A 12,124-nucleotide genomic window follows, 5' to 3' on the forward strand; every position below is an offset into this window, starting at 1 on the left:
CGTTTCATGATAACGTGAAGGCTTAGTGTGAAGCGGTAAAGGCGACTCATGACCACCAGAAAAATTGATACCACGCTCGTCAGTGCAGGACGCAGCAAGCGTTATACTCAGGGCTCGGTGAACAGCGTCATTCAGCGCGCCTCTTCGCTGGTTTTTGATACGGTTGCGGAGAAGAAACGCGCCACCGCCGGTCGGGCAAAAGGCGAACTCTTTTATGGCCGTCGCGGCACCCTGACGCATTTTGCGCTACAGGATGCGATGACCGAGCTGGAAGGCGGTGCGGGCTGTGTGCTCTACCCCTGCGGCGCGGCTGCCGTGGCAAACGCGATTCTGGCATTTGTCGAGGCGGGCGACCACGTACTGATGAGCGGCGCGGTCTATGAACCGACGCAGGACTTCTGTACTAAAATTCTCGCTAAGCTGCAGGTTTCCACGGGCTGGTTCGATCACTGCATCGGCAGTGAAATCGGTGAGCTGGTGCAACCCAACACCCGTGTTGTCTTCCTGGAGTCGCCCGCTTCAATCACGATGGAAGTTCAGGATATTCCGGCGATTGTGGCATCGGTACGCGCTAAAGCGCCCGAGGCGATCATCATGATCGACAACACCTGGGCGGCCGGTATTCTGTTTAACGCGCTGGCGTACGGCATCGACATTTCGATTCAGGCTGGCACCAAATATCTGATTGGTCACAGCGATGCGATGATCGGCACGGCGGTCGCCAATGCACGCTGTATCGACCAGTTGCGTGAGAACTCTTATCTGATGGGCCAGATGGTGGATGCCGATACCGCCTACATGGCGAGCCGCGGTCTGCGTACGTTGGGCACCCGTCTGCGTCAGCATGAAGAGAGCGCAATTCAGGTGGCTGAGTGGCTGGCGGCGCGCCCGGAAGTGGCACGTGTCAATCACCCGGCACTGGCGCAAAGCAAAGGTCATGCATTCTGGCAGCGCGATTTTAACGGCAGCAGCGGCCTGTTCTCGTTCATCCTGCAGGAAAAATTAGACGCGCCCCAACTGGCGGAATATCTCGATCACTTCCATCATTTCAGCATGGCTTACTCCTGGGGCGGCTATGAATCGCTGATCCTGGCAAATCAGCCGGAAGAGCTGGCTGAGATTCGTCCGGCGGGCGGTGTGGATTTCACCGGCACGCTGGTGCGGCTGCACATTGGTCTGGAGCACGTTGATGATCTGCTGGCTGACCTGGAGGCCGGTTTTGCGCGCCTGACGCGCTAAGTCAGATAAACAGAAAGTAAACAGAAGATAAACCACGTAGCGGCGGCCCGGAGAGTTTGCCGGGCACCGGCTCATTTGTTGTTAAAATTTATCCCGCATCGTTCAGCTTACCGGTGAGATTGCCGTGCTGCCTGAACGCAGACGGATTGTTCCTTGTGACGTGATGGAATCGCTAATGGGTGTTTTACACGAGATTGTCCAGGCGCTCTGGCATCAGGATTTTGCCGCGCTGGCAAATCCGGATGTGGTGTGGGTGGTGTACGGCGTGATGTTCCTGACGCTGTTTCTGGAAAATGGTCTGTTGCCCGCCTCTTTCCTGCCGGGCGACAGTCTGCTGCTGCTGGCAGGCGCGATGGTGGCTAAAGGGGTGATGGATTTTGTGCCGACGATGGTGATCCTCACGACCGCCGCCAGCCTCGGCTGCTGGCTGAGCTATCTGCAGGGCCGCTGGCTGGGGAATACCCGACTGGTGAAAAGCTGGCTGATGCATCTGCCGGCACAGTATCACCAGCGCGCCTGGAATATGTTTAACCGTCACGGGCTGATGGCGCTGCTGGTTGGCCGTTTTCTTGCCTTTATCCGCACTATCCTGCCGACCATGGCGGGCATTGCAGGCCTGCAGAATGGCCGCTTCCAGCTGTTTAACTGGCTCAGCGGCGTGCTGTGGGTCGGCATTGTGGTTGCCTTTGGCTATGGCATCAGCCAGGTGCCGTTTATCAAGCGTCATGAAGATCAGGTAATGGCGATTCTGATGATACTGCCGATGGTGCTGCTGGTGCTCGGCCTGTCCGGCAGCATTGTGGTGATCTGGAAAAAGCGTCGCCAGAAACGCGCCTGACGCGCGTCTGGCTTTCGGATCCGCCGCCACTCAGGCGGACGGATCCGCTACCGTCTGCCTGACACGACTCACCTCTTCCCCCGGCGTCACGCCGAAATAGCGTTTAAACTCCCGCGAAAATTGCGAAGGGCTTTCATAGCCCACCCGCACCGCCGCCGCACTCGCCTTGAGTCCATCGTGCAGCATCAGCAGCCGCGCCTGATGCAGGCGATAGCGCTTGAGATACTGTAACGGTGAGGTCTGCGTCACCGCTTTGAAGTTATGGTGAAAGGCTGAGACGCTCATGTTCACTTCCGCGGCCAGCGCATCGACGCTGAGGTTTTCCGCATAGTGATTCTCAATCCGTCGCAGGGCGCGCGCGATCAGGCTGAACTGCGTCTGTCGGCTCACCAGCGAAAGCAGCGCGCCGCCAATCGGGCCGGTCAGCACATAGTAGATAATTTCCCGCACGATATGCGGCCCCAGCACGCGCGCATCGCGCGGCTGGGTCATCACATCCAGCAGTCGCTCCGCGGCGCACAGCATCGGTTCCGTCAGCCAGGCCGAGTGAATACCCGAAGTCTGCGGCTGCGGCTGAAACTGATCGTCGTCGCCAATTTCAATCAGCAGATCCTGCAGGCTGGCGGTATCAACCCTGAGACACAGCCCGGCAATCGGGATCTCCGGCGAGGCCCAGGTTTCGCACTCCACCGGCAGCGGCACGGTCAGCATCAGGTATTTGCTGGCGTCATACTGAAACACGGTGCTGCCGAGATAGCCGGTTTTGCTGCCCTGAAACAGGATGACAATGCCGGGCTGATACATCATCGGCGTACGGGGACGATATTGATTGGCATAAATCAGCGACACATTTTCGACCGGGCAAAGACGGTCGCGACCATGGGTCATTAAGGTGACTACCTGCTGTGCCAGCCGGTGACACAGTGCATCGTGCGCCATAGCGACTCCTTTACGGGCAAAAAGCCAGTGTGCCGTGCTAATGCCTGAACCGCCAGCAGCCTGGAGAATCAGGCAAGAAATTTACCGAATCGGGCAGAAGAGCAGACCCGCTGTTGTTGCTGGCGCTGAGCAGGCTGAAAATTGTTGGCTAGACTTAAGCACAGTGAATTCTCACGGGTTAACCGCAACGGAAAGGAGCAACTATGGCAGACCAACCCATTATCAAACTGCGCGATGGCAATATGATGCCGCAACTCGGACTCGGTGTGTGGCAGGCCAGCATCGAAGATGCGCGTCATGCGGTGCTGAAAGCGCTTGAGGTCGGCTATCGCTCAATCGATACCGCCGCCGCCTATAAGAATGAAGAGGCGATTGGCCAGGCTCTGCAGGAAACCGACGTACCGCGCGAAGAGATTTTCGTGACCACCAAACTGTGGAACGACGATCAGCAGAATGTTCAGCAGGCGATGGAAACCAGCCTGGAGAAACTCAAACTGGATCAGGTCGATCTCTATCTGATGCACTGGCCGTGCCCGGAAAAAGACCACTACGTTGATGCCTGGAAGAAGATGATTGAACTGCAGCAGCAGGGGCTGACCAAAAGCATCGGCGTCTGTAACTTCCATGAAGCGCACCTGAAGCGTCTGCTGGATGAAACCGGTGTGACGCCGGTCGTGAACCAGATAGAGCTGCACCCGATGCTGCAGCAGCGCACGCTGCATGCGTGGAACGCGCTGCACCAGATCCAGACCGAATCCTGGAGTCCGCTGGCCCAGGGCGGCAAAGGGGTCTTCGATCAGGAGATCATCAAGTCGCTAGCGAAGAAATATGGCAAGACCCCGGCGCAGATCGTGATCCGCTGGCATCTGGATAGCGGTCTGGTGGTGATTCCGAAGTCGGTGACGCCAGCGCGTATCGAAGAGAACTTTAAGGTGTTCGACTTCCGTCTGGATAAGCATGAAGTGAGTGATATTGCGAAACTGGACAGCGGCAATCGTCTGGGACCGGATCCGGAAACCTTTAACTGACGTGAAGGTGACCTTAACTACTTGGCCCTGCTGTTGACGGGCAGAAAAGGCTTAACGTGGTCAGGCGGGTTCTTCCCGCCTGACCACGCTGTTATGCCGTGGGCTGCACCACCAGCTGACCCGCCGTACCGCGATCGGCCAGTTCCAGGGTCTGACTGTGGTAGACAAACGGGAAGTGATCTGACGAACTTTGCGGGAAGCTGACCATCAGTTCCACGCTGCCATCGACCCACACCGTATCTTTCCAGCCACGATCTTCACCCATCGGTTGTGCGCCATTCACACTTTTAATCAGGAACATCACGCCCTGAATATGCAGCGACTGCGGCCGATCGGCGTGCAGGATCCAGCGCTCAAAGGTGCCCTGCTGCGCAGTGGTGTCAATGCGGTTCATATCCCAGAGCGCGCCGTTGATGCCCGGCATGCTATCACCGATGCGGAATTCACGGGTGCGCACCGCCACGCCATCCAGAATCTGGTCGGCCAGCAGCCGCATCGGCAGATTATCCGTCACCAGCGGCAGTAAGCCGGTTGGGCGCAGCGTCAGGATCAGGGTGGAGGTCAGAATAGAAGATGGCTCAAAGAACCCGCGCAGCCGATCCATAATGCCTGCCGCCGTTCCCGCCGTAATCGACACTTCATCACCCTGCGACATATCCACCAGCACTTCACGACGTTCGCCCGGCGCCAGTGACAGACGCTGCACCGCAACCGGCGCAGGCAGATAGCCCTGATCGCTGGCAATCACCATAAATGGACGATTGTCGCTGAGCACCATCTCATAGCGTCGCGCATTCGAGGCGTTCAGCAGACGCAGGCGCACCCAGCCGCGTGACACCTCAACATAAGGATTGCGTACCCCATTCACCAGCAGCGTATCACCCAGGAAACCACCATCCTGCGGCGGGTCATAGACCGGCGTGGCAAAGTTATCGAGCCGCTTGTCCTGAATGATGATGGGGAAGTCATCGACGCCGTAATGTTTCGGCAACGGCAGCTGTTTGCCGATGTCATCTTCCACCAGCCACATGCCCGCCAGACCGTTATAGATATGCGGCGCCATGCGGTTTGGGGTATTGGCGTGATACCAGCAGGTTGAGGCTGCCTGACGAATCGGCAGCACCGGCGCCCAGTCGACACCGGCCGACATCATACGTGGCGCGCCACCCATTAACGCACCCGGCAGCTGCAAACCGCTGACGGTCATGGAGACGGACTCATTCAGCCGGTTGCTGTAGATCAGCTTAACGTCGTCACCGCTGTAAACCCGGACGGTCGGGCCAAGGTAGAGGCCATTGATGCCCCACACCGGCACTTTGTTATTGTCGCCATTAAATGACCAGTGGCTGCGCTGCATCGTCAGGAACAGCGGCTGGCCGCGACGGGATTCCAGCAACGGCGGAACCGGAAGTGGCGTATCGCCATTAGCTGAAGAAGCGGCATGTGCCGCATGAGGGAGTAAACTGGCGCTAAGCGCCGCTCCGGCAGAAAGCTGGATGAACTGACGTCTGCTGAAAGACATAAAACTTCTGACCCTTTACGCGTGGCGCTAAGCGCCGGCCCTGTTTTTATTGATCTGTTTTTGCTGTGCTGCGTTCACGACGAGCCGGATAAGGCTCGCCGCGCGGCATCCATGCAGGATAGTTCGGCGAATGACTCGCCGGTCAGATTTTTCCGTTTTTTTCGCGTTCTGCGACTTCGGCATTGAGCTCTTCCAGCTTCGCCGCCATCAGTTCGCGGCAGTGAGTTGCCAGCTTACGCACCGACGAAGACTCGAATGCTTTTACATCAACCGGCGGCAGCATCTCAACAATGACCAGACCGTTGTTCCAGCGATTGAGATCGATCTTGCCATGGGTATTGGAGACCACAATCGGAATGATCGGCACGCCCGCCGCCACGGCAGCGTGGAAGGCACCGGTTTTAAACGGCAGCAGGCCACGGCCACGACTGCGCGTCCCTTCCGGGAACATCCAGATAGAGATGCGCTTGCGGTTAAACTGATCCACCAGCTCACCGATGGTGCCGCGCGCTTTCGCCCGGTCATCGCGGTCAATCAGCAGGTTGCCGGTCAGCCAGTAGAGCAGGCCAAAAAACGGCACCCACAGCAGGCTCTTCTTGCCCACGGTAACCGTATAGGGCTGCACCATTTTGGCCGCGGTGACCATGTCGTAGTTGTTCTGATGGTTGGCGATATAGATCGCATTGCCATAATTCTCCGCGCCTTCCGGTCTGCGCAGATCGACTTTAAGACCAAATACCGTCGACAATTTGCCGAACAGATGGCCAAAAGTGGCGACGTGGCGCGGATCGCGTGGTGAAAAAAGACACCAGATACAGCCAAAGATACAGATCAGGATCGAATAAATGACGACAATAATGGCACGCAGAATCAGTAACATAGTTCCCTCATTGAGCCACGGCTGACGCAGGGTCAGCCGGGTTGTTTACGCTTCGCTATCCGGGCTCACCGGACGCGCAGGCGCATCCAGTTCAACACGATCAATTTTTTGCAGGCCGCGCGGTAACAGCGTGCCGCGACGTCCGCGATCGGCGCGGAATTTCTGCAGCTCTTCACTGCGCAGCAGCATTTTACGCTTGCCCACGTGCAGTGTGATCGCGCTGCCCGGCGGCAGGATCATCAGCCAGGCCAGTTTGTCCTGACCCGCAGCAGCTTCTGCTGACGGAATGGAAATGATTTTGTTGCCCTTGCCTTTCGACATCTGCGGCAGTTCGCCAACCGGGAACATCAGCATGCGTCCCGCCTGGGTAATCGCCAGCAGCATGTCATCTTCATGATGCACCGCCATTGGCGTCATCACGCGGGCATTGTCCGGCAGCGTCAGCAGCGCTTTACCGGCGCGGTTGCGCGACACCAGGTCGCTGAAGGTACAGATAAAGCCGTAGCCCGCATCAGACGCCATCAGCAGACGCTGGTCATCTGGCTCCATCAGCACCTGTTCAACCACCGCACCCGGCGGTGGCGTCAGCTTACCGGTCAGCGGCTCGCCCTGTCCGCGCGCAGAAGGCAGCGATGTCGGATCCAGCGTATAGCTGCGGCCCGTGGAGTCGATAAAGGCCACAGGCTGATTGCTCTTGCCGCGTGCGGCAGCCAGATAGCTATCACCCGCTTTATAGCTCAGTCCGGCGGGATCGATATCGTGGCCTTTGGCGCTGCGCACCCAGCCCATCTGCGACAGCACAATGGTGACCGGTTCAGACGGCACCAGCTCGGTTTCGCTCAGGGCTTTGGCTTCTTCACGCTCACACAGCGGCGAACGACGATCGTCGCCGTAGCTGGCGCTGTCAGCCTGTAACTCTTTTTTCAGCAGGGTATTCATCTTGCGTTCAGACGCCAGCGTCGCCTGCAGCTGATCGCGCTCTTTTTCCAGATCCGCCTGCTCGCCACGGATCTTCATCTCTTCCAGTTTTGCCAGGTGGCGCAACTTCAGTTCGAGGATCGATTCGGCCTGCGTTTCACTGATGCCAAAGCGCGACATCAGGACCGGCTTCGGCTCATCCTCAGTACGGATGATCTCGATCACTTCATCGATGTTCAGGAATGCGACCAGCAAACCTTCCAGAATATGCAGGCGGCGCAGCACGCGATCCAGTCGGTAGTTCAGACGACGTTTAACCGTGTCGCGGCGGAACACCAGCCATTCGGTCAGGATCTCATGCAGGTTTTTCACCGCCGGGCGGTTATCCAGGCCGATCATATTGAGGTTAACGCGGTAACTCTTCTCCAGATCGGTGGTGGCGAACAGATGGTTCATCACCTGATCGAGATCGACGCGGTTAGAGCGCGGCACGATCACCAGACGGGTCGGGTTCTCGTGATCTGATTCATCACGCAGATCCTCCACCATCGGCAGCTTTTTGTTGCGCATCTGGTTAGCAATCTGCTCCAGCACGCGCGCGCCTGATACCTGATGCGGCAGCGCGGTGATAACCACCTCGCCCTCTTCTTTCTTCCATACCGCACGCTGGCGGATGGAGCCGCGCCCGGTCTGATAAATTTTGCGGATTTCGTCACTCGGCGTAATGATCTCCGCCTCGGTCGGATAATCAGGTCCCTGGACAATATCCAGCAGCTGGTCCAGCGTGGTTTTCGGCGCGTCGATCAGTGCGATCGCCGCCTGAGCCACTTCGCGCAGATTGTGCGGCGGAATATCGGTCGCCATACCTACGGCAATACCGGTGGTGCCATTGAGCAGAATATTGGGCAGACGCGCTGGCAGAATTTTCGGCTCCTGCAGCGTGCCGTCAAAATTTGGCTGATATTCTACCGTTCCCTGGCCTAACTCACCTAACAACAGCTCGGCATATTTTGACAAGCGTGATTCGGTGTAACGCATAGCTGCAAACGACTTAGGATCATCCGGCGCACCCCAGTTACCCTGACCGTCGACCAGCGGATAACGATAGGAGAACGGCTGCGCCATCAATACCATTGCTTCATAGCAGGCGCTGTCGCCGTGCGGATGGTATTTACCCAGCACGTCACCCACGGTACGCGCCGATTTTTTAAATTTGGCGCTGGCATTAAGACCCAGTTCCGACATGGCGTAGATAATGCGTCGCTGTACAGGCTTCAGCCCGTCGCCGATATAAGGCAACGCGCGGTCCATGATGACGTACATCGAATATTTTAAATACGCATCTTCGGTAAAGGTATGCAGGGCAAGACGCTCTGCACCATCCTGCGTCAGTTCACTCATGAATTTTTCATCCTCACATCGTGACCCACAACGGCGGGACACCCGGCGGTGGTTTGGCGAGGATAGTACCTTATTCCCTGGTGTTAGTCACAGGGGAAGCACGGGACAAGAGGCGTCCCGCCGCGCGATTTCATGTGCCGGAGGCACGCCGGATTCAGACCGGCAAGTCCCTGACCTCTCTGCGGAAGTGAATCAGGGCTTTGCTCCTATCCACTGGCGGGCAATATCGCGATATTCACCGGTGGCGGTGCTGAGATGCACCCACTGATCGACATAGAGCTTCCAGCTGATGTCGTCACGCGGGATCATGTAAGCCTTCTCGCCATACTGCAGCGGTTTATCAGGATTGATCGCGCACAGCGTCGGGTAATGCTGCTGCTGAAAACGCGCTTCAGAGGCATCGGTGATCATCACATCCGCCTTGTTGTCGACCAGCTGCTGAAAGATGGTGACGTTATCGTGGAACAGCGTCAGTGAGGCTTCTGGCAGATGGCTGTGGACAAAGGCTTCGTTAGTACCGCCAGCCGGTTCAATCAGCCGCACGTCTGGCCGGTTGAGCTGTTCGATAGTCTGGAAGCGATCTTTATCGCTACAGCGCACCAGCGGGATTTTGCCATCCACGTCCAGCGGCTGTGCGAACCAGGCGGTCTGCTGGCGCTTCAGCGTGACGGAGACGCCGCCAACGGCAATGTCACACTGCTTTGCCAGAAAGTCTGGCATCAGGTTTTTCCAGCTGGTCTGTACCCACTCCACCTTCGCACCAAGCGAGGTAGCCAGCGCGTTCGCCATGCTGATATCCAGCCCTTCATACTGACCATTGGGTCGCAGATAGCTGTAGGGTTTGTAATCGCCGGTGGTGCAGACTTTGAGCGTCTTAGAACTGAGAACGGTGTCGAGATGAGACTGCGCCTGGACAGCACCGCTGACCAGCAGCAAAGCGAGAACTGATTTTTTCATTCTGATTATTTTCTATGATTTTTTATGGTGAGTTTGCCCACCGATGGTGCCATAAACCGGCGTATTGTTGCTGCTACAGCAAAAGTGTTGTGATCAACCTCGCATTTTTCTGCGGCTGCGGCGCGCGTAAGCTGAGCGCCATATTCAGGAAACGAGGCAACCTATTCATGAGCAGGATTTTAATTATCGATGGCGGCAAAACTTTTGCCCACTCTAAAGGCGAACTGAACCACACGCTGACCGATGTTGCGGCCAGCCAGCTGCGTGACATGGGACATGAGGTGTCAGTCACCGTAGCTGACAGCGATTACGTGATCGCCGATGAAGTGCAGAAATATGTCGACAGCGATGTGGTGATTTATCAGATGCCGGGCTGGTGGATGGGCGAGCCCTGGACGGTGAAGCGTTACATCGATGAAGTCTTTACTGAAGGCCACGGTTCGCTCTATGCCAGCGATGGCCGTACCCGTTCCGATGCAGCAAAAAAATATGGTTCCGGCGGTCTGCTGCAGGGCAAAAAATATATGCTGTCGCTCACCTGGAATGCGCCGCTGCAGGCCTTTACCGACCCGGAGCAGTTCTTTGAAGGCGTCGGCGTCGATGGTCTCTATCTGCACTTCCACAAGGCCAACCAGTTCCTGGGAATGGACGCGCTGCCGACCTTTATCTGCAACGACGTGATTAAAGCGCCGGACGTGCCACGCGATATTGCCGCTTATCGGACCCATCTTAGCCGCGTTTTTGCGTAAGATGGTAAGGGGCTATCCCCTATTTTCCCACGAAAGAGGAATTCGCGAATGTTAACAGTCGTTGCTGAAATTTGTGTTAAACCCGGTCGCCGTCAGGCTGTGCTGGATGCAGTGAAAAAGCTGATCCCGCAGGTCTTAGAAGAAGATGGCTGCCATCAGTATGACGCGCTGCTGGATCACCAGGCGCAGGTGCCATGGAAGCAGAACTCGCCAGACTCTATTTTCATGCTGGAGCAGTGGGAAACGCTGCGCCATCTTGAGCAGCATCAGCAGATGCCGCACATGGATGCGCATCGCGCCATCATTAAAGATGATGTGGTGGATGTGAAGATTCTGGTGCTGGAACCGAGTGCCTGACTAATAAGCTGATTGCTAATGCTCCTGTATTCGTGCCGGAGGCTGCTGGCAAACTCAAAGCTGAGTGGCTCTGGCAGCAACGCATTAGCTCAACCCGAAGGGAATATGGGCAGAAGAGGAAAGCGTCCCGCGTCAGGGACAAAAACGCCGGGAGCGTTTTTGAACAACGCAAAGCGTTGGCCCGACAGGGGCGCACCTCAGGGATGAGGTGCGTAATCGCGCGGGTAGAGCGACCAGGGACTGGCTTGAGCGTCTTTCCGATCTGTCCATATTCCCTGAGCGGGCACAATCAGAAAGCAAAACCGGCCAGACTTTGTCACCCTCCTCAAACCTCTGTTCTGTGACAGAGGTTTTTTGTTTCTGACATACCGGTTTAAAGCATCTGACGCCGATCAATCTCGGTGCGGAGAAAATCGAGAAAACAGCCGATACGCGACGAGAGCGTGGTATTACGGTAATAAACCGCATGCACCGGCAACCGCAAATCGCGGGTTTCCGCGGTAAGAACCGGCACCAGTCGGCCAGCGGCACAATCTTCCCGGCTGACAAAGTCGGAGAGCCGTGCGATACCCTGTCCTGCCAGCGCCAGCTGCCGGATGGTTTCACCGCTGGAGGCTACGAGTGTCGGCTTGACGCGCATAAAATCCCCATCAGGCTGCCAGATCGGCCAGACGTTGAGGCTGTCAGGATAACTGAAGCCGATGGTCTGATGCTGCGCGAGATCGGCAACACTCTGTGGCGTGCCCGCTTTCGCCAGATAGGCCGGACTGGCCATCAGCCGGATTGCACTACTGCCAAGCAGCCGGGCGCGCAGCGTGGAGTCGCGCAATTCCCCGATACGAATGGCAATGTCGGTCTGCTGCTCCAGCAGATCGATCATAATATCGTCGGTATTCAGCTCAAGCTGGATCAGCGGATAGCGGGCGCGAAAATCGTCCACCAGCGGCACAATCACATGCAGCATAAAGGGCGTCGCAGCGTTCACCCGCAGCCGTCCTGACGGCATCTCGCGCCGCAGCGCAATCTGCTCTTCCGCCTGCTCAACCGAGGCCAGGATCTGGCGCGCATGCTCCAGAAAGACCTGTCCCTCTTCAGTCAGCGCCAGCCGTCGGGTAGTCCGATGCAACAGCGTGGTCTGCAGCTTACTCTCCAGCCGCGACAACGCCCGGCTAATGCCCGAACTGGTCTGCGCCAGCTGGGTTGCCGCCGCCGTAATGGAACCGCTGTCCACCACCGCCACCCAGGCGCGTAGCTCTTCCAGGGTAATTTTCACAAGGGTTACTGTCTCTGCTCTGA

The 12,124-nt window shown here is 57.2% G+C and carries 11 protein-coding genes; 5 read left to right on the forward strand and 6 right to left on the reverse strand.

Annotated features, from left to right (window positions below; all coding sequences use genetic code 11):
• Positions 1-48: 48 nt before the first annotated feature.
• Both metC and FA92_RS14940 read left to right on the forward strand, forming a co-directional pair.
• Entirely contained in the window at positions 49-1,239 is a 1,191-nt protein-coding gene (gene metC, locus FA92_RS14935) for a cystathionine beta-lyase (protein ID WP_033784056.1), read from the forward strand.
• A gap of 175 nt (positions 1,240-1,414) precedes the next feature.
• Positions 1,415-2,077 carry a DedA family protein gene (locus FA92_RS14940; protein ID WP_033733897.1) on the forward strand — a complete coding sequence of 221 codons (663 nt, stop codon included), beginning with the start codon at positions 1,415-1,417 and terminating at the stop codon, positions 2,075-2,077.
• 30 nt (positions 2,078-2,107) lie between these two features.
• Here FA92_RS14940 and FA92_RS14945 read toward each other — a convergent pair whose 3' ends face one another.
• A complete protein-coding gene (locus FA92_RS14945) occupies positions 2,108-3,016 on the reverse strand; it encodes an AraC family transcriptional regulator (RefSeq protein WP_013359043.1) in 909 nt (302 codons plus the stop codon).
• Between the two features lie 203 nt (positions 3,017-3,219).
• On the opposite strand from FA92_RS14945, the gene dkgA reads away from it, so the two are divergent.
• A complete protein-coding gene (dkgA, locus tag FA92_RS14950; protein WP_013359044.1) occupies positions 3,220-4,044 on the forward strand; it encodes a 2,5-didehydrogluconate reductase DkgA in 825 nt (274 codons plus the stop codon).
• Between the two features lie 91 nt (positions 4,045-4,135).
• On the opposite strand, the gene ftsP is transcribed toward dkgA, so the two are convergent.
• The 4 genes from ftsP to FA92_RS14970 form a co-directional block, all read right to left on the reverse strand.
• Positions 4,136-5,566 carry a cell division protein FtsP gene (gene ftsP, locus FA92_RS14955; protein ID WP_013359045.1) on the reverse strand — a complete coding sequence of 477 codons (1,431 nt, stop codon included), beginning with the start codon at positions 5,564-5,566 and terminating at the stop codon, positions 4,136-4,138.
• 142 nt (positions 5,567-5,708) lie between these two features.
• The gene (locus FA92_RS14960) at positions 5,709-6,446 is read right to left on the reverse strand and encodes a 1-acylglycerol-3-phosphate O-acyltransferase (protein ID WP_033733902.1); all 738 of its coding nucleotides are present in this window, start codon (positions 6,444-6,446) and stop codon (positions 5,709-5,711) included.
• Positions 6,447-6,491: 45 nt separating this feature from the next.
• Entirely contained in the window at positions 6,492-8,765 is a 2,274-nt protein-coding gene (gene parC, locus FA92_RS14965; RefSeq protein ID WP_033784057.1) for a DNA topoisomerase IV subunit A, read from the reverse strand.
• Between the two features lie 192 nt (positions 8,766-8,957).
• On the reverse strand, positions 8,958-9,722 hold the full coding sequence (locus tag FA92_RS14970) for a transporter substrate-binding domain-containing protein (RefSeq protein WP_033784058.1): 765 nt from the start codon (positions 9,720-9,722) through the stop codon (positions 8,958-8,960).
• A 167-nt stretch (positions 9,723-9,889) separates the two neighbouring features.
• On the opposite strand from FA92_RS14970, the gene FA92_RS14975 reads away from it, so the two are divergent.
• Both FA92_RS14975 and FA92_RS14980 read left to right on the forward strand, forming a co-directional pair.
• Positions 9,890-10,471 (forward strand): NAD(P)H-dependent oxidoreductase, encoded by a 582-nt coding sequence (locus FA92_RS14975; protein ID WP_013359049.1) that lies wholly within the window; start codon positions 9,890-9,892, stop codon positions 10,469-10,471.
• Between the two features lie 48 nt (positions 10,472-10,519).
• Positions 10,520-10,828 carry a putative quinol monooxygenase gene (locus FA92_RS14980; RefSeq protein ID WP_013359050.1) on the forward strand — a complete coding sequence of 103 codons (309 nt, stop codon included), beginning with the start codon at positions 10,520-10,522 and terminating at the stop codon, positions 10,826-10,828.
• Positions 10,829-11,201: 373 nt separating this feature from the next.
• Here the strand turns inward: FA92_RS14980 and FA92_RS14985 are convergent, their stop codons facing one another.
• The gene (locus FA92_RS14985) at positions 11,202-12,101 is read right to left on the reverse strand and encodes a LysR substrate-binding domain-containing protein (RefSeq protein WP_033784059.1); all 900 of its coding nucleotides are present in this window, start codon (positions 12,099-12,101) and stop codon (positions 11,202-11,204) included.
• Positions 12,102-12,124: the final 23 nt, after the last annotated feature.

Origin of the sequence: Pantoea sp. 9140, from assembly GCF_000745295.1 — a bacterium.
Lineage (GTDB): Bacteria > Pseudomonadota > Gammaproteobacteria > Enterobacterales > Enterobacteriaceae > Pantoea > Pantoea vagans.

Coding starts and splice junctions, on each gene's coding strand:
- metC (WP_033784056.1), top strand. CDS start 49: ATGACCACCAGAAAAATTGATACCACGCTCGTCAGTGCAGGACGCAGC.
- FA92_RS14940 (WP_033733897.1), top strand. CDS start 1,415: ATGGGTGTTTTACACGAGATTGTCCAGGCGCTCTGGCATCAGGATTTT.
- FA92_RS14945 (WP_013359043.1), bottom strand. CDS start 3,016: ATGGCGCACGATGCACTGTGTCACCGGCTGGCACAGCAGGTAGTCACC.
- dkgA (WP_013359044.1), top strand. CDS start 3,220: ATGGCAGACCAACCCATTATCAAACTGCGCGATGGCAATATGATGCCG.
- ftsP (WP_013359045.1), bottom strand. CDS start 5,566: ATGTCTTTCAGCAGACGTCAGTTCATCCAGCTTTCTGCCGGAGCGGCG.
- FA92_RS14960 (WP_033733902.1), bottom strand. CDS start 6,446: ATGTTACTGATTCTGCGTGCCATTATTGTCGTCATTTATTCGATCCTG.
- parC (WP_033784057.1), bottom strand. CDS start 8,765: ATGAGTGAACTGACGCAGGATGGTGCAGAGCGTCTTGCCCTGCATACC.
- FA92_RS14970 (WP_033784058.1), bottom strand. CDS start 9,722: ATGAAAAAATCAGTTCTCGCTTTGCTGCTGGTCAGCGGTGCTGTCCAG.
- FA92_RS14975 (WP_013359049.1), top strand. CDS start 9,890: ATGAGCAGGATTTTAATTATCGATGGCGGCAAAACTTTTGCCCACTCT.
- FA92_RS14980 (WP_013359050.1), top strand. CDS start 10,520: ATGTTAACAGTCGTTGCTGAAATTTGTGTTAAACCCGGTCGCCGTCAG.